At 34.1% G+C, this 21,815-nt stretch carries 21 protein-coding genes; 12 read left to right on the forward strand and 9 right to left on the reverse strand.

Annotation, left to right across the window (positions count from 1 at the left end; genetic code table 11):
• The first annotated feature begins 63 nt into the window (after positions 1–63).
• Positions 64–1,791: an ABC transporter ATP-binding protein gene (locus RM51_RS07310; RefSeq protein WP_084111022.1), complete on the forward strand. Its 1,728-nt coding sequence runs from the start codon at positions 64–66 to the stop codon at positions 1,789–1,791.
• 36 nt (positions 1,792–1,827) lie between these two features.
• Positions 1,828–2,784: a helix-turn-helix transcriptional regulator gene (locus tag RM51_RS07315; RefSeq protein ID WP_039366948.1), complete on the forward strand. Its 957-nt coding sequence runs from the start codon at positions 1,828–1,830 to the stop codon at positions 2,782–2,784.
• 231 nt (positions 2,785–3,015) lie between these two features.
• Here the strand turns inward: RM51_RS07315 and RM51_RS07320 are convergent, their stop codons facing one another.
• Entirely contained in the window at positions 3,016–3,507 is a 492-nt protein-coding gene (locus RM51_RS07320) for a DinB family protein (RefSeq protein WP_039366950.1), read from the reverse strand.
• Positions 3,508–3,688: 181 nt separating this feature from the next.
• On the opposite strand from RM51_RS07320, the gene RM51_RS07325 reads away from it, so the two are divergent.
• Positions 3,689–4,273, forward strand: a complete 585-nt coding sequence (locus RM51_RS07325; protein ID WP_039366952.1) for a hypothetical protein — start codon at positions 3,689–3,691, stop codon at positions 4,271–4,273.
• Between the two features lie 82 nt (positions 4,274–4,355).
• On the opposite strand, the gene RM51_RS07330 is transcribed toward RM51_RS07325, so the two are convergent.
• Positions 4,356–4,568 carry a hypothetical protein gene (locus RM51_RS07330; protein ID WP_039366954.1) on the reverse strand — a complete coding sequence of 71 codons (213 nt, stop codon included), beginning with the start codon at positions 4,566–4,568 and terminating at the stop codon, positions 4,356–4,358.
• A gap of 133 nt (positions 4,569–4,701) precedes the next feature.
• Here RM51_RS07330 and RM51_RS07335 point away from each other — a divergent pair, with 133 nt between their 5' ends.
• The 4 genes from RM51_RS07335 to RM51_RS07350 all read left to right on the forward strand — a co-directional run bounded on the left by RM51_RS07335 (position 4,702) and on the right by RM51_RS07350 (position 8,331).
• Entirely contained in the window at positions 4,702–5,271 is a 570-nt protein-coding gene (locus RM51_RS07335; protein WP_039366957.1) for a cob(I)yrinic acid a,c-diamide adenosyltransferase, read from the forward strand.
• Positions 5,261–5,896, forward strand: a complete 636-nt coding sequence (locus RM51_RS07340; RefSeq protein ID WP_039366960.1) for a thiamine diphosphokinase — start codon at positions 5,261–5,263, stop codon at positions 5,894–5,896. Before RM51_RS07335 ends, RM51_RS07340 begins: the two co-directional genes overlap by 11 nt.
• A gap of 56 nt (positions 5,897–5,952) precedes the next feature.
• Positions 5,953–6,828, forward strand: coding sequence for a tyrosine-protein phosphatase (locus tag RM51_RS07345; protein WP_039366963.1), 876 nt, complete (start codon positions 5,953–5,955; stop codon positions 6,826–6,828).
• 111 nt (positions 6,829–6,939) lie between these two features.
• A complete protein-coding gene (locus RM51_RS07350; protein WP_039366966.1) occupies positions 6,940–8,331 on the forward strand; it encodes a type III PLP-dependent enzyme domain-containing protein in 1,392 nt (463 codons plus the stop codon).
• 85 nt (positions 8,332–8,416) lie between these two features.
• Here RM51_RS07350 and RM51_RS07355 read toward each other — a convergent pair whose 3' ends face one another.
• A complete protein-coding gene (locus RM51_RS07355; protein WP_039366969.1) occupies positions 8,417–9,076 on the reverse strand; it encodes an HAD family hydrolase in 660 nt (219 codons plus the stop codon).
• Positions 9,077–9,242: 166 nt separating this feature from the next.
• Between RM51_RS07355 and speB the strand changes: the two genes are divergently transcribed.
• From speB to RM51_RS07370, 3 genes are all read left to right on the forward strand, one after another.
• A complete protein-coding gene (gene speB / locus RM51_RS07360; protein ID WP_039366972.1) occupies positions 9,243–10,097 on the forward strand; it encodes an agmatinase in 855 nt (284 codons plus the stop codon).
• Between the two features lie 67 nt (positions 10,098–10,164).
• The gene (locus tag RM51_RS07365; RefSeq protein WP_039366974.1) at positions 10,165–11,007 is read left to right on the forward strand and encodes a bifunctional helix-turn-helix domain-containing protein/methylated-DNA--[protein]-cysteine S-methyltransferase; all 843 of its coding nucleotides are present in this window, start codon (positions 10,165–10,167) and stop codon (positions 11,005–11,007) included.
• Positions 11,008–11,206: 199 nt separating this feature from the next.
• A complete protein-coding gene (locus tag RM51_RS07370; protein ID WP_039366977.1) occupies positions 11,207–11,818 on the forward strand; it encodes an alpha-ketoglutarate-dependent dioxygenase AlkB family protein in 612 nt (203 codons plus the stop codon).
• 225 nt (positions 11,819–12,043) lie between these two features.
• On the opposite strand, the gene RM51_RS07375 is transcribed toward RM51_RS07370, so the two are convergent.
• From RM51_RS07375 to RM51_RS07390, 4 genes are all read right to left on the reverse strand, one after another.
• Entirely contained in the window at positions 12,044–13,903 is a 1,860-nt protein-coding gene (locus RM51_RS07375) for a CocE/NonD family hydrolase (RefSeq protein ID WP_039366979.1), read from the reverse strand.
• Between the two features lie 184 nt (positions 13,904–14,087).
• Positions 14,088–16,811: an outer membrane beta-barrel protein gene (locus RM51_RS07380; protein WP_039366983.1), complete on the reverse strand. Its 2,724-nt coding sequence runs from the start codon at positions 16,809–16,811 to the stop codon at positions 14,088–14,090.
• Between the two features lie 85 nt (positions 16,812–16,896).
• Complete coding sequence (locus tag RM51_RS07385) at positions 16,897–17,316, reverse strand: SH3 domain-containing protein (protein ID WP_039366986.1); 420 nt, start codon at positions 17,314–17,316, stop codon at positions 16,897–16,899.
• 5 nt (positions 17,317–17,321) lie between these two features.
• On the reverse strand, positions 17,322–17,810 hold the full coding sequence (locus tag RM51_RS07390) for a BON domain-containing protein (RefSeq protein WP_039366988.1): 489 nt from the start codon (positions 17,808–17,810) through the stop codon (positions 17,322–17,324).
• Between the two features lie 225 nt (positions 17,811–18,035).
• Between RM51_RS07390 and RM51_RS07395 the strand changes: the two genes are divergently transcribed.
• Both RM51_RS07395 and RM51_RS07400 read left to right on the forward strand, forming a co-directional pair.
• Positions 18,036–19,286 (forward strand): dicarboxylate/amino acid:cation symporter, encoded by a 1,251-nt coding sequence (locus tag RM51_RS07395; RefSeq protein WP_039366990.1) that lies wholly within the window; start codon positions 18,036–18,038, stop codon positions 19,284–19,286.
• Positions 19,287–19,311: 25 nt separating this feature from the next.
• Complete coding sequence (locus RM51_RS07400; protein ID WP_039366991.1) at positions 19,312–20,031, forward strand: phytanoyl-CoA dioxygenase family protein; 720 nt, start codon at positions 19,312–19,314, stop codon at positions 20,029–20,031.
• A gap of 40 nt (positions 20,032–20,071) precedes the next feature.
• Here the strand turns inward: RM51_RS07400 and RM51_RS07405 are convergent, their stop codons facing one another.
• Together RM51_RS07405 and RM51_RS07410 are read right to left on the reverse strand one after the other, a co-directional pair.
• Complete coding sequence (locus RM51_RS07405) at positions 20,072–20,782, reverse strand: LytR/AlgR family response regulator transcription factor (RefSeq protein ID WP_039366993.1); 711 nt, start codon at positions 20,780–20,782, stop codon at positions 20,072–20,074.
• A 2-nt stretch (positions 20,783–20,784) separates the two neighbouring features.
• Positions 20,785–21,747, reverse strand: coding sequence for a sensor histidine kinase (locus RM51_RS07410; RefSeq protein ID WP_052248431.1), 963 nt, complete (start codon positions 21,745–21,747; stop codon positions 20,785–20,787).
• Positions 21,748–21,815: the final 68 nt, after the last annotated feature.

Below are 21,815 nucleotides of genomic sequence, written 5' to 3' on the forward strand. Positions count from 1 at the left end.
AGAACCATTACCTTATTCGGTATTTACAAGCAACTTGTTCCGTTTATAAAACCTTATCGACTGATGATTTACGGAACACTATTTCTTACATTTTTAGGAGCTCTCGCGGCACAGGTGAATCCGTTGGTGTTAAAATATACGGTAGATGAGGTGACGAAACTTACCCATCTTCCGCATCCGATGTCGGAAGGGATTCACGTTTTGGTTCTGATCTCGGTGATTTTACTGGGGAAGGAGTTATTGAATATTTTCATCAATTTCGGGCAGAAATTTTACGGAGAGAAAATCAGAATCAATGTAAGTTCTGTTTTAGCACAATCGGCAATTGATAAGATTTTAACGTACAGAGTTGCCTATTTTAATGATGAAAACCACGAATCGGGAAAGTTGCAAATAAGGATTGATCGAGGAATTGAAAGCTTAACAAGACTGGTTCAGAACTTTTTCATCGATATGTTGCCGTTGTTTTCCAATGCAATTATTGCTTTGATCATTATGTATCTCCAGAATGTCTATGTCGGAATTGTTTCTACGATTATTGTTCCCATCTATTTTTACGTAAGTTCTTTGCAGGCAAAAAAATTGGGAGGAGTAAGACGAACGTTGAGAAACCAGCGTGAACAAAAAACTTCAGGACTTTTGAATTTAATTAATTCAATCATGGTTATCAAAAGTTTTGTTCGAGAAAAATTCGAAGGAAAAAAGCAATACGATTTGCAGATGCAGTTGATGGAAAGCCAGATGTTCACCAGAAAAACCAACTTTATTTATGATGGATTGAAAACCTTTATCGAACAGTTCGGAGTGGTTTTAATTATTCTTTTAACGGTTTATTTGGTGTTGGATCAGCAAATGACGATTGGGGCAATCATGCTCCATATCATGCTTTTCAATAATGTTTCCGCTCCGATTCGCCAATTACACAGAATTTATGATGATATGAACGATGCGATGATCTATGCAGAAGGCTATTTTGATATTTTAAATGCAGAAGACGAAAAAGAACCGAACGGAGCTTTCGTAGAAAAAGAAATAAAAGGAAACTTTGAATTAAAAAATGTCAATTTCTCTTATCCCAACGGAACACAGGCTTTGCATGATGTTTCCATGAAAATTGAAAATGGGAAAACAACTGCTTTGGTCGGTTTAAGTGGTGCCGGAAAATCTACGGTTATTAATCTTTTATGCAAATTCTACCTTCCAAATTCAGGTGAAATTCTGTTGGATAATGTTAATTTAAATGAGTATGACAATACTTTTCTTCGTAATGATTTAGGATTGGTGCTTCAAAAAAATCATATTTTTCAGGGAAGTATAGAAGACAATATCCGCTACGGAAACATGAATGCCACCTTTGAAGAAATTGAAGAAGCGGCGAAAAAAGCCTACCTTCACGAGCAGATTCTGGATTTACCGGAAAAATATAATCATGATGCCACCCAGCTTTCAGGAGGACAGCAGCAAAGAATTGCGATTGCAAGATTATTCTTAAAAAATCCCCCAATTATTTTCCTTGATGAACCTACAGCGAGTCTTGATGCGATTGCGACAGAACAGATCAAAAACTCTTTGGATGCCATAAAAGAAGGAAGAACGGTGATCATTATTTCCCATTCTTTATCGCAGATTTTAGATTCGGATAAAATTTATGTGATGAAAAAAGGAAGAGTTGTAGAAAGCGGAACACATGATGAATTGGTACAGATCGAAGGAACGTATAAAGAAATTTTTGATGCTTCGGCGAGAAGTTTAAATTTAGATAAATTGGTGAATACCTATAAAGATAATTAATTTTAGAAATTTTTTTGCTACCTATTAAAACAGTCAATGAACGACCATTATCTTAAAAAACTCGACAGAGTTACCGCTATTCTTACTCAATTGCAATCAAAACCCATTGTCAGAGCACAAGATCTGGCTCAGAAGTTTGATGTAAGTGTTCGTACGATTTATCGGGATGTCAAAACATTGGAAAACGCGGGAATTCCTATTGTTGGTGAAGCCGGAAGCGGATATTCTTTAATGGATGGCTACAAACTTCCGCCTGTAATGTTCACCAAAGAAGAAGTATTGAGTTTCATTACCGCAGAGAAGCTGATGCAGAAATTCTCCCATCAGAGTTTGGGAAGTCATTATCAGACGGCGATGGAAAAAGTACGTTCTGTGTTGAAATATTCCGATAGAAATTTAATTCAGAACATTGAAAAACAGATTGATATTTTCCAGTATCATGCAAAAACGGAAGACACTATAAAAGATGTAATTCCCACTATTCTGGAAAGTATTGCAGAAAAACGTCAGTTGACCATAGAATATAAAACGGTTGATGATCAAATTTCAACAAGAACCATTGAAGCGGTCGGTGTTTTCTTTGAATTTAATTATTGGTACATCATGGCTTTCTGTACGCTGAGAAATGATTTCAGACAATTCCGTGTGGACAGGATTTTAAAAATTTCAAAAACTCAGAATCCGTTTTTAGGGGAGTACGGACAAATCAACGATTATAGAAAAAGTGGTAATGGAAATAAGACGACGGTAAGACTTTTAGTCGAGAAAAAAATAATGGGATTCTTGGTCAACTCTAAAAAATATTATGGATTGACCCAAGAAGTTGATGCAGAAAACGGAATGGTAGAATTGACGTTCGAAACAGAATCGATGAAAGACGGATTTCCTCGCTGGTTGATTACGTTCGCTGATTTTGCAACCATTTTAGAACCGGAAAGCCTGAAAGAAAAATTAAGGAATTTATTAACCGAAATTTCCGACAAACATCAATAAAGCCTCGACAATTTCTGTTGAGGCTTTTTAGCAATATTAATTAAATTTGAAGATGGTTTCTTTTGTTAAAAGGACAAAAAGCAACAAAGTAAAATGAGTGTCAAAATTCAAATTATGGAAGGTTTGAATATATTTGTGATGTTGCAGATTTGCCCTTTTGTATCAATTAAGATTGATTTTTAAGATTAAGATTGATCAAAGATTTTAGTCTCCATAAAGGCATTAAAGATCCTAAAATCTCTCCCAAAAAAAAGGCGGCTCAATTCCTAAAGCTCTTAAATACACATATCCTTGTCCACGATGATGGATTTCATTGTCCACGAAATACAGAATATTCTGATATACCGGGAATTCATATTGTCCGAATAAATTGAAAGTCTCCTGAAAACGCTCTTCCGAAATCTGAGCAAAATAGGTGTTGATTACTTCAGTTTCCTCATCCCATTTTTTCAGAATATCTTCTTTTGTTTTGGGAGCGAAACCTTCTTCATTATAAGCCTCCATATTCTTGTCTACGATTCCTTTCAAAGCTGGTCCTCCGATGCTGATTAATTCTACGGCCAGTTTTGCAAATGGTCTCATTCCTCCCACTGAAAATTCGAATAATTCTTTTTCAGGGAACATTTCGATGACTCTTCTTGTCAAATTTCTGTGACCTTGCCAATGTTCTAATAATTGTTCAGATGTCATAAATTGTTTTGTGATGGTTGCTGTAGTTGTCATAATTTTAATATTGTTTGTTATTGTTGATACAAAGGTAAATCGAGGTTATGACAACAGTTTGTCAGTAGGATTTTCACCATGAAAAAATATTTTATTTTTTATTAAAATATCTGGGCGTAGTTTTCCGTTAGATAAACAAAGTGAATTAATAAAATTGTAAATTGTCTCGAAATTTAAAAATATGAAGAAACTTATTTTGGCGATTGTACCTGCATTTTTATTAGTGTCATGTAATAAAATTGAAGAAAAAATTGACCAGACTGTTCAGAAGACTACCGAAACCGTTAAGCAGAAAGCTCAGGATGCGGTAGAAGAAACAGTAAAAAAGACTGTCAATGAATCTATAAATTCTCTAACCAATTCTGAGGATGTTCCATTTAATCAGATTTTTCCAGGAGCCGATAAAGTAATCATTTCTGAAGGAACAGGAAAGAAATTCAAGTTTCCGAATGGTTCAGAAGGCTTTATTTTTAAATATAAAGCAGATAAAGCGGCTTTAATTCCGTTTTTGGAAAGTCAGCCGGCTACTGATGAGAATAAATCTGATAAAACTGCCAAAAAAATTGACGGACAAAGCATCATCGATAAAATCAGTTTAGTAGAAAAATTTCTTCCTGAAAATACAATAGATTCCAGCTTTTTGGACGATATTAAAAATGATAACAGTATTGAATATTACAGGTTAAAACGATTTCCGAATAGCAGTACGATTATCTACAATCCCAAGAACCAGACCGTATTACAATACGTAGAGGTAAATAAATAATTTGAGAAGATGGCCGATTTATCGGTCATTTTTATTTGTTGAAATTGAGTAATTAGAAATCAGAATAGTTGGACTGTTTAACTTAAAATAGATTTTTAAAAATATTTACTCCTATTTCAAGTACGCTTTGTGCAGAGTTTTCATTGGCTATACCCTTAAGCTTTTGAATACCCTCCTTTTTTTCTCCTATTTTTTTACTATTAATTTTCTTTTTGGCTTTAAATAAACTAAAAAAGCTGAAAAACATAAGTGTCAGAATAGAAATTATAAGCAATACTAACTCTATGGAACTCATACTGAAATTAATAAATTACACTACAAATATAAAATATTTTACATCTAAATATAACGTTGTATTGAATTCTGTCTGCAAAGTAAGAGTAGCAAAAACATTTGTCTGCCTAAAGAGAAAAAAGTAATTTAGTACTATGAAAATTTATACAAAAACAGGAGATAAAGGTCAGACAGCTTTGTATGGCGGGACGAGAGTTTCAAAGGCAAGTGCAAGAGTTGACAGTTACGGAAATATAGACGAACTGAACTCGTTCATCGGAATTGCAAAAAGCCATATTGAAGATCAGGAAGTTTTAAGACAATTAAAAAAAATCCAGTTCGATTTATTTACGGTAGGTTCAGAAGCAGCGACTCCCGTTGATAAATTAATGTTAGCGAATGGAAAATCACGTTTGCCAATCATCATTTCAGAAACTGAGATCGAAGAACTGGAAAACTGGATGGATGCTTTTGATGAGGCATTAGAACCGTTACAATATTTTATTCTTCCCGGAGGAGGAAAGCCGGCAACGTTTTTACATGCCGCAAGAACGATTTGCAGAAGAGCAGAACGTTCTTTAGTGTTCTTGAACGAATCGGAAGAAGTACGTCCGGAATTGATTAAATACCTGAACAGACTTTCAGATTACCTGTTTGTTTTGGCAAGATATATTTCAAAAATAAATAACGAGCCGGAAGAATACTGGAATCCGAATGAAAGATAAAGTATTATTGTTCATCAACGGAGATGCTCCGAAATCTGTTCCGGATCTTGAAACGTATGGATTGATTGCTTGTACGGACGGAGCTTTTCATTATTTAAAAAACTTAAATTTTCCATTAGAAAAACTGGATTTTATTTCCGGTGATTTTGATTCACATTCGGGGAAAGATGAAAATATCTATGAAGATAAATTCATTTATACTCCCGATCAGGATAAAACAGATTTTCATAAAGCTCTGGAAATTATCTTAGAAAGAGGTTTTACAAATGTTGATGTTTTAGGAGGAAGTGGAGGAGAGCAGGATCATTTTTTAGGAAATCTTACGGTAGCGTATCGTTTTAAAGATCAGATGAATATTAAATTCTTTGATGATTTTTCCGAGTATTATTTTGTTCCTAAGAAGATGATTTTACAAGGAGTGAAAGATAAGATGATTTCTTTATATCCTTTTCCCATGGTTGATCATATTACAACAAACGGATTGAACTGGGAATTAACCAATGGTAGCGGAAGTATAACGACTAAGCTTTTAACAAGAAATTTCGCTGTAAAAGATGAAGTTTCTATTGAATATGAAACAGGTGATCTGTTACTTTTTGTTGGAAATAATTATTTCAGACCTTAAAAAATTATAGTGAGGCTGTTTCTCTGTAAATAGTGTATAATCTATGAGATGTACAAATGAAAAAACTAATTAATATATCATTTCTATCCCTCTCATTAGTCTGTGCTTTCTCTTGCAAAACGCAGAAATTATCCGTACCCGAATATGGAGAAAGTGAAACAGAAAAAAATATTGAAATAAAGAAAGTTCATAATTTTCGAACAATTGGAAATATCAAAAATGTCGATGGAAGGACTTTAAAAGAAGGAAAGTTTTACCGAAGCGGACATCTCTATCAATTAAAGAAAAAATCTTTTGATGAGCTTGAACAATTAGGAATTAAAGAAATTATAGATCTTCGAAATTCAAAAGAGATTGCTCAAAAACCGGATAATCTTCCCAGCGGAGTCGTGTATAAAAATTACTCTGCTTTTGAAGATGAAGGTGATCAATTGGATCAGGCTAAAAAATTAGTGTTGAAAGGAAAAGTTGACGGTTCGGATGCAGATAAGAGAATGCTGGAATTTTACAAAGATTATGTCACAGAAAATCCTGAAATTATAAAGAAAATCATCTCTGAGATTTTAGAATCAGATCAACCTATTTTATATCATTGTACAGCAGGAAAAGATAGAACGGGAATTACCACTGCTTTGATTCTTACCATTTTAAAATTTGATAAAGAAACGATTTATAACGACTATCTTTTGTCGAATAATTACAGGAAAAAACTAATTGATAAAAGACTGAATCTCGCTAATAATCTGCATTTTCTTTATCCGAAAATGGACGTTAACGTTTTAGAAAAGCTAAGTTGGGTGGAGACTGATTATCTGGATGCTGCTTTTAATGAAATCAATAAAAAATATGGCTCGATCGATAACTATATTCAACAGGTTTTAGGAATTTCTGAAAATAAACGGCAAGAATATATTCAGAAGTTTACCTATTGATAATCAGAGTAGAATTTTCATCACAAAACCCACGAAAAATTATAATAAATTTAACGTTAAAAAATCAAACTTTTTTAGCAATTTTGCATTTCTTAATTCACTTGTTTAGAAATGAAAATAAAATACTCGGAACTTATTGATCAGACGTTGTATTTTCCTACTGAGGAGTTCAATGTATCTGAGAACAATTTGTCGTTCCACGATATTCCTTTAATGGATGTTGTTGAACAGTTTGGCACTCCGCTAAAAATTAGCTACCTGCCGAGAATTTCTCAAAATATCCAGAAAGCCAAGAGCTGGTTTAAGGAAGCTTTTGAGAAAACCGAATATAAGAAGAATTATAGGTATTGCTACTGTACAAAATCAAGTCATTTCAAATTTGTATTGGAAGAAGCTTTGAAAAATGATATTTCTATAGAAACTTCTTCTGCGTATGATATGGATATTGTGAAATCTCTTTATAAAGAAGGGAAAGTAACAAAAGATATCGAAGTGATTTGTAACGGTTTCAAAACGGATGATTATCTGGCGAAAATTTCAGATATGATCAACAGCGGTTTTGAAAACATTACTCCAATTCTGGATAATTATCGTGAACTTGATAAATTAACAGAAAGTATTGATACTACATTCGACATCGGAATCAGAATTGCCTCTGAGGAAGAACCGAAGTTCGAATTTTATACCTCAAGATTAGGAATCGGATATAAAGATATTATTCCTTATTACAGCCAAAAAATTGCTGAACACCCGAATGCAAGATTGAAAATGCTTCACTTCTTCATCAACACGGGAATCAAAGATACAGCGTATTACTGGAACGAATTGTACAAATGTCTTCGTGTGTATGCACGTTTGAAGAAAATTGCTCCTGAAGTCAATTCATTAAATATCGGTGGTGGTTTCCCAATCAAAACCTCTTTACAATTTGATTACGATTATCAATATATGGTGGAGGAAATCGTTTCTCAAATTAAGAAATTCTGTGAGGAAGAAGGGGTTGAAGAGCCAAATATCTATACAGAATTCGGAAGTTTTACAGTAGGAGAGAGTGGTGCGAATATCTATAAGATTATTTCTCAGAAACGTCAGAACGACAGAGAAAAATGGAATATGATCGATTCTTCTTTCATGACGACTCTTCCTGATACTTGGGCGATTTCAAGACACTTTATTATGCTTCCTCTAAACCGTTGGGATGATACTTATGAAAGAGTGTTCTTAGGTGGATTGACTTGTGATTCAGATGATTATTATAATTCTGAACAGCATACCAACGCTATTTATTTACCGGTTTTCAGTGATACAAAGCCTTTGTATATTGGTTTCTTCCATACAGGAGCATATCAGGAAACAATCGGAGGATATGGTGGAGTTCACCACTGCTTAATGCCTCAACCGAGACACGTTTTGATTCAGAAAGATGAAAATGGAGAATTACACTATGAAATTTTCCGTGAAAAACAGGAACCGGAAGATGTATTGAAGCTTCTTGGATACTAAGAATAGATTAGATTCTTCATTTCATTCAGAAAAATAAAAAGAATATAAAAATAAAAAGCTCTCAAATTTTGAGAGCTTTTTTTATTTAAAAATACTTTGAAATTTTATCCAATTGAAGATCTTCATAATCCGAAACTACAGTATTTGCCAACGTGTAATCCTGATTTTTAGAATGTGGGCTTCGGTATGCTGCACAGAAAATATTAGCTCGGTGTGCTGCCAAAATTCCGTTGGTAGAATCTTCGATAACCATACAATTTTCAATAGGTTCTCCTGCCATTTCTGCTGCTAATAAGAAAACTTCAGGATGAGGTTTTGATTCTTTTAAATCGGCACCGCTTATTTTTCCGTTGAAATATTTTTCTAATCCGAACTTTTCAAAAACCATATTGATAGTGGTCATGGTTGCAGAAGAAGCCAGAATCAAGGTAATTCCGTTTTCATAATAATGCTGAATTAATTCTCTTACTCCGGGAATCAAATCAAATTCATCATCATTATAAAAATAATCTTTGAAGTGCGTTCGTTTGATGGTAGCAATCGTTTCATGAGTATGATCTAAATCAAATTGATGAATTAAAGTTTCACAAACTCTTTTTGTTGAAGCCCCTGTAAAAGAAGTATATAAATCTTCGGAAACCGTAATTTCCAGTTCGTTAAATGTTTTAAAATAGGCTTTTCTGTGCAATGGTTCTGTATCCACAATGACGCCATCCATATCGAATAGCACAGCTTTTAATGACATAAAATTTAATTTTAAGCAAAAATAACTTTTAAAATTTAAACAGTAAAGGATTTAAAAATTAAAATAATGAGAATGAAGGTTAAAAATTCATAACTCATCATTCATAATTTATAACTCAAAGACTATTTTGTATCTTTGCCGGAATCATTTAATTTTTAAATAAAACATGAAAACATACGCAGGAATTCCTGAAGAAAATGCATCATTAGAGAACTCGAAAGTAATGTTGGTGACTGTTCCTTACGACGGAACTTCAACTTGGGGAAAAGGAGCTGATAAAGGTCCGGAATTGTTCTTAAACGCTTCTGAAAACATGGAGCTTTATGATATCGAAACTCAGACTGAACCTTACTTAGAAGGAGTTTATCTGGCTGGAGAAGTTTCTGAAAATTCTACACCAGAAGCAATGACTGAAGCGGTTTACCAAAAAACAAAAGAACTTTTGAACAATGATGGTAAATTATTCACACTTTTCGGTGGAGAGCATTCTGTTTCTATCGGTTCTATTCGTGCAGTTGGGGAGAAATTTGAAAACTTAACGGTTCTTCAATTGGATGCTCATACAGATCTTCGTCCTGAATTCCACGGTTCTACTTCTAATCATGCTTGTGCAGTATTTGAAGCAAATCAGAAGCACAACTTGGTACAGGTGGGAATCCGTTCAATGGATATTGAAGAAGCTGAATATTTACCGGAAGGAAGAGTATTTTTCGCGCATGAAATTGCAAACAACGAAAACTGGGTAAATGACGTATTGGAAAAAGTTTCAGGAAACGTATATATCACGATCGACCTTGATGCTTTTGATCCTTCAATTTGTCCATCAACAGGAACGCCTGAACCGGGAGGTTTACAGTGGTATCCAACACTGGAATTATTGAAAAAAGTATTTGAAAAATGTAACGTTGTAGCATTTGATATTGTAGAATTAATGGATTCTCCGATGGCAAAACCAAGTGCATTCTTAGCTGCGAAGTTATATTACAAAATGCTTGCTTATTATCATATTAATCAAGACTAAAACTTCGCAAGAAACGGATTTTTTCTGTTAGAAATTCTTTGGAACTTTGTGAGGTAAATTCAACGGTATGTCTACACAAAATCAGATAGATTACGAAAGAATTGCCAAAGCGATAGAATATATCCAGAGCAATTTTAAACTTCAGCCAAGTTTAGAGGAAGTGGCGGAGAAAATTCATTTAAGTCCGGCTCATTTTCAGAAAATGTTTTCTGATTGGGCAGGAACAAGTCCGAAGAAATTTTTGCAGTTCATCAGCCTTGAACATGCTAAAAATTTGTTGAAGGAAGAAAAAGCGAGTTTGTTTGATACAGCTTACGAGACAGGTTTTTCAAGTACAAGTAGATTACATGATCTGTTTGTGAAGATTGAAGGAATGTCTCCGGCAGAATATAAAAACGGAGGAAAAAGCCTTACAATCAATTACAGTTTTTCTGAAACACCTTTCGGAACTGTAATTACAGCTTCCACAGAAAAAGGAATCTGTTATATGGTCTTTGAAACCGATACCAATAAAGCATTGGGAGATTTAATTTTTAAATTTCCTAATGCTTCTTTTTTTGAAAAACTGGATGAATTTCAGAAAAATGCATTGTCCATTTTCAATAAGGACTGGACGAAGCTCAATACGATAAAACTCCATTTAAAAGGAACCGATTTTCAATTAAAAGTTTGGGAAAGTCTTCTGACCATTCCGATGGGAAAATTGTCAACGTATGGAAATTTGGCCGGAAAAATAGGAAATCCAAATGCTTCAAGAGCAGTTGGAACGGCGATTGGAAGTAATCCTGTAGCTTTTTTAATTCCTTGTCACCGTGTCATTCAGTCTTCCGGACATCTGGGAGGGTATCGATGGGGAAGTGAACGAAAACAGCTGATAGTTGGCTGGGAAAGTTCTCATATTTATTCTTAAGATTTTACTTTATTGTACATTCTTCATCAATGAGAATAATGTACTTTAATCAAAATTTATTTTAATTGTAAAAAAATCAACTTCAAGTTTGTCATTCCGTAGGAATCTAGGTTCATTTATTATAGATTAAAATTTAAAAAATACCCTGCTTAGATTCCTACGGAATGACAAAAACGTATACAAAACTTTAAACATTATTATGTTAAGCTTATTCGAAGACATATCAGATAACCCTTTAAATATCCTTCCCAACGACGGAACTGTTCACTATTACGGAAAAATTTTCTCCGAAGAAAAGTCGGATTTTTATTATGACTATTTATTCAATCAGATTCCTTGGGAAAATGATGAAGCAATGATTTTCGGGAAATTGATTTTAACGAAAAGAAAAGTAGCCTGGTTCGGCGAAAAACCATTTGAATACACGTATTCAAAAAGAACAAAGTATGCCCAATTTTGGACTCCTGAACTCTTAGAATTAAAACAAAAATGTGAAGAAATAACAGGAGAAACTTATAATTCCTGTTTGTTGAATTTATACCACGACGGAAGTGAAGGAATGGCGTATCACAGTGATGGTGAAAAAGATTTGAAAAAGCATGGAGCAATTGCTTCTCTGACTTTCGGAGCGGAAAGAAAGTTTTTATTTAAGCATAAAGCAACGAAAGAAAAAGTCGAAATATTCTTAGAAAACGGAAGTTTACTGGTGATGAAAGGAACGACTCAAGATCATTGGATGCATCGACTTCCGCCCACAACAAAAGTGAAAACTCCGCGAGTAAATCTGACTTTTAGAACAATCGAAGAGTGATTTTACTTAAAGATTTCCGTAGGAATCTAAGCCAATATTTTTTTATTCTAATTTCTAATAAATGAACCTAGATTCCTACAGAATGACAAAAGTTACGTATAATTTTATTTCTCGCAGATTGTGCAGATGACGCAGATCTTTTTAAACACAATCATCTGCTTAATTTGCAAAATCTGCGGGAGACAAAAAATAAAAGCTGTTCAAACCGAACCAGCTTTTTAAAATTTATTTCAAAACCTCAACTTCAATCGCGCTATCATCAAAAACCTTGATAAACGCTTTTGTATAATCCTCCTTCGTTGCAAAATTCGGATTATCTAAGAATTTCTGTGGGTTGATTGCAAATAACGGGAACCAGGTTGAAGAAATCTGAATCTGGATTTTATGTCCTTTTTTAAACGTATGAACAACATCCTGTAATCTAAAATTCACTGCTGTTTTTTGATTGGGAACCAATGCTTCAGCTTTTTCTCTCGAGTTTCTGAATCTTGCCGGCATAATTTCACTTCTTACCATCTGATGATAATTTCCGTAGATCACCCCGTCTTTTTTCTCAATTGGTTTGAAATCTTCAGGATAAATATCAATCAATTTAACCGCAAAATCGGCATCAGTAGAAGTAGAAGAAATATTCAATTTAGCCATAATTTCCCCGGCGAAAGTCATATCTTCCGTTAAAGCATCTGTCGTGAATGTTAAAACATCTGGTCTTCCTTCTGCAAATCTTTGGTCTTCCGACATATAATTTTTAGGAGTGAACCCGTTGAAATCTTTTAAATTATCAGAACTCAAAACCGGATTGTTCGGATCACTGTAATATTCCGATGAACCTTGTCCTGCTGCATTTTTCAATGTTCCGTTTGATAAATAGAAATTTACTTTCTGTCCTTCTTTCGGAGGATATGTTGCAAATTCTCTCCATTGTTTTGCTCCGGTGTCATACATCAAAGCTTCCGGTAAACCAGCATCCTGTTTGGTATTTCCTTTTAAATAATGGTTGAAAAATTTAGTTTCAATATTTTTTTGATAGTATGTTGCAATACTGTCTCCGAAGTAAATCTGATTATGGAAATGCTTTCCTTGTTCCTGTGCCCAAGCTCCGTGAGAGAAAGGTCCCATCACAATTGTATTTTTCGCTTTCGGACTCGTTTTTTCAATCGTTTTATAAATATTTAAAGGTCCTGAAAGATCTTCTGCATCAAACCAACCACCAACAGTCATTACAGCATGATTTATATTTTTAAGATGAGGGAGAAGACTTCTTTTCTGCCAGAATTCATCATAATTGGTATGGTTCATAATTTCCGTCATGAAGAAATTATCTTTATAATATTTATCGTAGCCATCCTTCAATGTTCCCATGTCTCTGTAGAATTTTAAGCCATCTTCAGAAGTCACTTTGATCATAGAATCTGTATACCACGCTTTATTTTCAGGTTTTGTTTTCTGAACTCCGAATACAGGGAAGGTTCTGAAATATCCCATCATGAATCTTCCGTTGTGAAGAAAGTCGTCATTCCAAAAATCTGAAATCGGAGCTTGTGGAGAAGAGGCTACTAAAGCGGGATGCTGAGCTAAAACTCCTACGGCTGTATAAAATCCCGGATAAGACGTTCCGTATTGTCCTACTTTTCCGTTATTGTCTTTGATGTTTTTAATCAACCAATCGATTGTGTCGTAGGTATCGGTACTTTCGTCAACATCTTTCTTCGTTTTTCTGTCAACCTGTGGTGTCATATTGGTGAACGTCCCTTCACTCATATATCTTCCTCGAACATCCTGAAATACAAAGATATATTTGTCTTTCATTAAATATTGGTTCGGACCAAGCTTTGTTCTGTATTCATTTTCACCGTAAGGAGCGATGCTGTAGCATGTTCTCTGCATCAAAAACGGGTACTTGTTTTTATTGGAAATATCTTTCGGAATGTAAACTGCAGTGAAAAGTTTCACTCCGTCACGCATGGTGATGTACATTTCCTTTTTTATAAAATTATCTTTTACAAAAGTATCAGGTTGTTGTTTATTCTGTGAATTCCCGAAAACAAACAGGAAAATAAACAAGATTGAAAAATGAATCTTCATTACATAAAATTTGACGCTAATTTAAACATAAAAAAGCTTTTAATTAAATGTTAATGGTAAGAGATTCTTGTCCTTCTGAACGAAGCAAAGTGTGGTGAAGAATCTGCACTTGGTTTAAAAAGATTCTTCCTTCGTCAGAATGACAGGTATTTCGTAATAAAATAGTTGAATTTGGGTGTTTAAATCACATTTTCTTTCCTGCAAATTTGTTCAGTTTCATAGTAAGAGAAAACATAATATAACGTTTTAAGATCAGGTCTTCACGATCTTCCACATAAGAGGCAGCTATTGTTCTTTTTACACTTTGGTTCTGATTGAGAACATCATATACTTTTACTCTTGCTGTGAACTGTTTATTGTAAAAAGAATAGCCTACACTCGTATTCCAGAAATAAAAATCTCTTTTGAAACCGGGAGCAATGTTGGAGCTGGTATTGTATTCAAAATCATTTCCAAAAAGCAGATTGGTTTTCAGGTAATAATTGGTAAGCTCCAGTCTAAATGTTTGATACGTATTTTTGATGCTTTCAACACTGTAGTTTTTATATTCTGAAAAAGAATAGTTGACATTATAGGAAGGCTTCACGATGATTTTATCTTTCTTATCGTACATTAAATTAATTCCCGGAGCAAAAGTATACGAGTTTCCGGTGAACTGTTGTCCGTTGATAAAACCTTTATTAAATCTGTAATTAAAACTGGTTTTGGGATTTACCATCAATCGGCTGTCTCCCCATTTAAAGGTTTTGCTGAAACCTCCGCCAATATTTGCATTTTTATTTCCGCTGATGTTGGTGTAGGTTACAAATTGTTTCCCGGATTCATCATAATAAGAAAAATTGGTCGTGTCATTATTGTTGTACGTAAAACCGATATTGATATGATAATTGATATTTTTTGGGACATTAAAATTATTAAAATACAGGCTTGTTCTATTGCTCCAAGAGTTTTTCAGATCTGGATTTCCTTTGTAGGTGATCAGCGGATTGGATTCATCCGTATAAGGAATCAAATTAGTAGATAACGGAATGGTAAAACTTGCCGAGTTGTAAACGCTGATTCGGGAATTTTTAGAAATTCTGTATTGTAAACCTGCATTATAATCGGGAAGGGAGAAGTTTCTTTCCAGTTCGTAATGTGCCCCGTTGAAAATAGAATTGTATTTTAGATCAGTCAGATCAACATTTACAGAAGCCCACAAATTCATTTTCTGCTTATTGAGTTCAACGGTAACCTGCGGAGAAAGCTGATTGTTTTTCTCGTTCGAACTGTTGGACAACGCCAGATTATATTGAGAATACTGTCCTGTAATTTCATCGAAATCATTTACTATTCTATCATTTATAGAATTTCTGGAATTATAATTTAAACCAAAACTTACGTTCAGTGAATCAGAAATCGGTTCGGAATATTTTGCACTAAACGAGTAATTGTTGTTTTGTCTTTTTACAGTGCTTAATTGGTCTCTGGTATCTCTTTTTGTGACATCTTCAATTCCGTTATCATAAAATAATGTTTGGGAATTCGTAAGATTATTGTTTTTATTTTCAGTAATTGAAGTATGTAAACTGGTGTAGAGGGTTCTTCCTTTCTTTTTAAATTTTCTGGAATAATGAATATTCGGGCTGAATGAATTGTTTTCAGAATTAGAATTGGTGGTAGATGCTGATGTATTCAAAAGTTCATCATTTCCCCAGGTTGTAGATGTTGCCTTTCTGAAATTAGTTGTTTTTGAATGTGAAAAAGCGGGCGAAAAATAGATAGTGCTTAATGTATCAGGTTTTATTTTTATTGATGAATTAAAACTATACTGTTCACTTTCGTTTTCTGCATTATTTTCAGAATCTGTTTTTAAAGTAGAATCTGGAAGAAAAGTTGTTTTTGAAACTTTTGAAGCTGTTTCCAGATTGGTACTGGTTCTGGTAATTCCCAGCGCATCGATTTCTACTTCTTTGCTGAGTTTATCGCTGTAATTGAGACCAATGGTTGTCGACTTTTGTATCCCTGTTGAAGAATTTCCTGCCTGCATATTTCGTCCACCTCTTCCCATATTGTCGGAAACCTCATCGCTGGAGAATCCCTGAGAATTGATATTGTTGGAAGAAGCAAGCAAACTTATTTTCGTTTTATCTTTAAAATAGCTTAAAAATCCGCTGCCATCATATCGTTCGTCTGAACCGTAGCCGGCTGTGATTCTAGAAAGAAAACCTTTATTTTTCTTTTCATCAATAGTGAAATTGATCGTAGCATTTTCAGATTTCGGTGTTTTTCCGGTAAGTTCTTCCTCTTTGGTTTTGGTTGAAGTAATTTGAATATTTTTAATAATATCTGCCGGAAGATTCTTTAAAGCAATTTTTCCGTCTTTATCGAAGAAAGGTTTTCCGTTGATCATGATTTGATCGACTTCTTTTCCGTTCGCGGTAATTTTTCCGTCATTGTCGATTTCTACACCGCTGATGTTTTTTAATAATTCCTCAATATTGCTGTCGGGACGGACTTTAATTGCGTTTGCATTAAACTCAATGGTGTCTTTTTTTATTTTTACAGGAGAAGCGGTAATTTTTACTTCTTCAATATCTGTAATCTGATTTTTATCCAATTGGATATTCTCCAGATTGATCGACTGATCTATTTTTTCCAACTTTTTAGAATAGGAAATCAATTTTTCTGCATCAACCTTTAAAATTGACGGCTCATTCAGTTCATTGGTTTTTAAAGAAAATTTACCTTCTTTATTCGTCGATGTATAATTGATAACCGATGAGTCTTTTTGTTTTAAAAGATAAACCGTAGCATTTTCTATCGGTTTTTTCTCAAAATCCAAAACTTTCCCATCAAGACTGAATTTTTGTCCGTTCAGGAGTAAAAAATTAAAAGAGAATATCAGCAGCCAAAGAATTTTCTTCATTAAATGTTTTTTGAAGGCACTAAAGTATAAAAAAACATCCCTGAATAGGGATGCTTATATTTTAAATAATGTTAAATCTTGCGAATTAAGCTCTTAAATATCTTGCATAGGCATAACCTTCTTGCCCATCAGCATTTTTTACTTTCCACCATTCGTCGGAAGTCTGCTCAATTAAAGTTACCGCAGCTCCTTTTGCTGCTTTTCCTACTACAGCAGCTTCTGTAGAAGGTTCTTGTCTGATATTTAAATTAGATTCTTCAGTAGCTACCGTTAAAGAAGCACCAGAAGCCAGTCCGCTCACTTGTACATCAATGTTGATATCTGATGCAGAATAGGTAGAGTCAATTGCTCCCAAAGCATTCCAAACTGCATCTTTAGCAGCTGTATTGGTTGCACTTCCGGAAACATATAAAATTCCGTCCTGTTCCTGAACCTGAAGATTTGAAATTCCTGCAGATTGAGCAGCAGAAACTACGCTTGAATATTTGTCTTGTAATGTGCTCATATTAATTATTTTACGGTATAGTTAAAGTTTACTTTTCCAACTTTCAAAGCATCCACAGATTCTTTGATTTTTCTAGCCTGTGTTGAAGATGCCGTTCCTGTAAGCGTTAATTCACCATTCACAACTTCTACTTTTACTGAAGGGAAATCTTTTAAAGCATCCTGTACTTTTTGTTGAATAGCCGGATCTACTACAGATGCTGTTTCAACCGGAGCAACTGGAGCAGGAGCTTCAATTTTTGTCATATCCATTACATCTTTGATCCCGTTTACAGTCTTCAACTGAGCAATCATAGCATTTTTAGATTGTTCATCAGCAAAAGTTCCGCTTAGATGAGCGACTCCGTCTTTTACTTCAACAGAAGCACCTGGATTGGAAGTTACAATAGTTGTTGCCTGAGTCTGAAGATCTGCATCAGAAATTTTTTTCTTACATGAAATAGATCCGAAAGATACTGCGATTGCCAACGCAGCCATAGCAATTGTTTTTTTCATAATAGAGTTATTTTTTTGTTGTTTAGGTTTTAATGTTATACGTAAATGTAATAATAAAATTTATACCAAAAGATTAAAATTCTGCTAATTATTTTTTATTTCTCGAAAAGATTCAACATGAAAATGGAAAATTTATGGAATAAAAAGGGGGGTAAATGCGGTGAAAAGAATAAGTAACAGGCAAAAGTTTAAAAACATTATATTTGTGCAACTTGAATTATATATATGAAAGGACAAAATAAACTATTTTTTGCGATCATCATTGCCCTTATCTTAGGAGTTGGAATTGGAGGTTTCGTTCATGTGAAATATCCTGAAAGTGCGGAACCGTTTTCAAAAAACATAAAATTGCTGGGAACTGTTTTCATCAGATTGGTTCAGATGATTATTGCTCCGTTGGTATTTACGACTCTTGTGGTAGGTATTGCCAAAATGAGTGATATTAAAATGATTGGTAGGGTAGGAACGAAAGCAATGCTATGGTTTATTTCTGCTTCTTTGGTGTCTCTTTTTATAGGATTGGTGTTGGTGAACTGGTTGGAACCGGGGCATGTAACCAAGCTTCCGATACAGGATGCTGCTTCCGCAGAAGAATTGTTGAAGAGCAGTAAAGGCTTTTCTATGGAAGATTTTGTAAAGCACATTATTCCTAAAAGTATTTTCGAGGCTTTTGCAACGAATGAGGTACTTCAGATTGTAGTATTTTCTATCATGTTTGGAATTGCTTTGGCAAATTTAGGAGAGGAATATGCACAACCTGTCATTAAATTATTTGATATTATAGCCCATGGAATCCTGAAAATGGTAGGGTATATCATGTGGTTTGCACCTCTTGGAGTGTTGGGAGCTATTGCAGCTGTAGTGGCAACCAACGGTTTTGAGATCTTTAAAGTATATGCTATTTATTTAAGAGATTTCTTCTTTGCTTTGGCTGTTTTATGGTTAGTTTTATTATTAGTAGGCTATTTAATCTTAGGAAACAGATTATTCGATTTATTGAGAAGAATAAAAGCACCTTTGTTAATTGCATTCTCTACTACGAGCTCTGAAGCCGTGTTCCCGAAACTGGTAGAAGAATTGGAAAGATTCGGATGTAATAATAGAGTAGTCTCATTTATTTTACCTTTAGGATATTCTTTCAATTTGGATGGAAGTATGATGTATATGACGTTTGCATCTATTTTTATTGCTCAGATCTATGGAGTAGAAATGACGGTAGGACAGCAAATCACCATGCTTTTGGTATTAATGCTTACTTCAAAAGGAATTGCCGGAGTTCCGAGAGCTTCTTTGGTCATTATTGTGGCAACCTGTTCAATGTTTGGAATTCCGCCGGAAGGAATTGCACTTATTTTACCAATTGACCATTTCTGTGATATGGGAAGAAGTATGACGAATGTTCTAGGAAATGCACTGGCAACTTCTGCTGTTTCTAAATGGGAAGGTCAGCTTGAAAATCATGGAGGAGATATTTAAGGAATAATTTTGTAAGCTTCTTATTTTGAATTTACAACACTATAAACAAGACATTGCTGATAATGGGTTTTCTGTTATCAGCAATATTTTTTCTGAGGAGGAAATCGAGAAGATAGGGAAGGTTATCAACCAGATTGATACTTCAAAAGAAACGTTCAGAAAGTCGGAAGATCTTTTTGCCATTCGACAGTTTTTAAAGGAAATTCCTGAAGTAAAGGATCTTGTCTTTAATGACAATATTAAAAAAATCATCAAAGAAGTTTTTGGAGATCAGTATTTTGTGGTGAAAAGCATTTATTTTGATAAACCTGAAACCTCAAACTGGTATGTTGCCTATCATCAGGATCTGACGATTTCTGTGGATAAAAAGACGGTACTGGAAAATTTCGGACCTTGGACAACCAAGCAGAATCAGTTTGCGGTGCAGCCTCCACTAGATATTCTTGAAAATATTTATACAATCAGAATTCATCTTGATGATACAGATGAGCAGAATGGGGCATTAAAAGTAGTTCCAACATCACATGCTAAAGGAATTTACAGACCGGAAACCATTGACTGGAACGTAGAAACCGAGCATATCTGTAATGTAGAAAAAGGTGGAATCATGATTATGAAACCATTAACGCTTCACGGTTCCAATCGTACTACGAATGGAAAGAAAAGAAGAGTGATCCATATAGAGTTTTCTGACCAGGAACTTCCTTCGGAAATTCAATGGTCTGAAAGAGAAAGTGTTTTATAATATTTTAAAATTATCTGAATTTAATCTTTAATAAACATTTTTATTTATATTTTTCAATGGTTTTGCTGAGGTAAGCTTTGTATTTTTCACTTACAGGAATTCTCTCATTGCCTATCATAATGGTGTTTTTTCCTACACTTTGCAAATGACGGAGTGAGATAATGTGCGAATTGTGCACCCGGATAAAGTTCTCGGAATCTATTTTTTCGGAAATAGATTTCATGGTTTGATGGATGATCAGCTTTCGGGTTTCTGTGAAGATAATGATATAATCTTTCAATGCGTTGATTCTTATGATTTCACTTAAATTCAGCTTTACATCTTCGTTATTGGAGCGTACAAAAATAAAAGAGTCGTTAAAGAGATTCTGATTGCTTTTCTCCTGTAAAATCTTTGTGTTATTCTGAAGGTTATAGCTTTTATAAACCGCTTTCAAGAATCGCTCGAAAGAAAATGGTTTTAATAAATAATCAATCACATCCATTTCGAAACCCATTACTGCACAATCGTCGTAAGCAGTTGTGATGATCACGTTAGGAAGTTTATTAAAGCTTTTTAAAAATTCTATTCCGGTAATATTAGGAAGATTAATGTCAAGAAAAATAAGGTCTACACTGTTGTTTTGTAAGACCTGAATGGTTTCCTGAATATCGTAGCAATTTTTTACCAGATTCAGAAAAGGAATTCTCGAGATATATTCTTCAATAACGTTGTGTGCGAGTTCTTCGTCGTCTACAATAATGCAATTCATAGTTAATTCAGTTGAAGTTGTAAGTTAATTTGATATTCTGATCCATTATCGTTGATATAAAGCTGATACTTTTCAGGATAGATCAGATCAAGTTTCATCTTAGTATTTTTTATTCCCAGTTTATTGCTGTTGAAGGTGTCGGGATTCTTTTTCTCGTAAAAATTTTTAATATTGAAATTCAATACATCACCTTCCATACGGACAAGCAAGTCTAAAGGTCCTTTTCTTATATCTGCATGTTTAAATGCATTTTCAACAAACGTTAAAAGAAGAAGAGGTTCTATTTCGTGAGTCGCAAAATTTCCTTCAAACATACAATGGATATTATTATATTTTTTAAAACGGATGGATTGTATTTCTATGTACTTTTTAATATTATTAATCTCATCATCCAGATTGTTTTTTTGCCTGTTTTCGGTACTCAATACGTAACGCATGATATCGGATAAAATAAGGATTACCCTTGGTGTTTCTTTAGATTGTGCTATAGAGAGAGAATAAATACTGTTGAGGGCATTAAAAAAGAAGTGAGGATTAATCTGCTCACGAAGAATCTTCAGTTCGCTGGATTGTCTTTCGAATTCTAATTCTTTTATTTTCTTTCCGTTTTCCGTCCACTTATCCACAAAGAAAAGGAGGGTACTGAAAACAATTGAGAAAAGCCCTATTTTGAAGAAAATGTCATGGAAATTAAGATCCTGATGAAACCTCATCATCTTTCCCGGTCTAGTAAAATTTCCCGGTGGAGGAAAATGAGGGGGCTTTTGCAACGGAGGGAAAAAAGCAATCATTAAACCCACATACACTACAACAAATGAAATGGTGATGGCAAGTATCGTATTGGGTTTTTGTTTAATGATAAAAGGTAAGCATACGCTATAATTAAGGTAAAAAAGAATAAAGAATACCAGAAAGATTTTAACATTAATAAAAAAGAGGAAGTTCCCAAAAACAGCATAATCCATACACAGTTTGAAAAGTATGAGAATAATCCATATTACCCAGTGGTAAATGTATATGGTTCGGAAGGTTT

The organism is Chryseobacterium taiwanense (assembly GCF_000813825.1).
Lineage (GTDB): Bacteria > Bacteroidota > Bacteroidia > Flavobacteriales > Weeksellaceae > Chryseobacterium > Chryseobacterium taiwanense.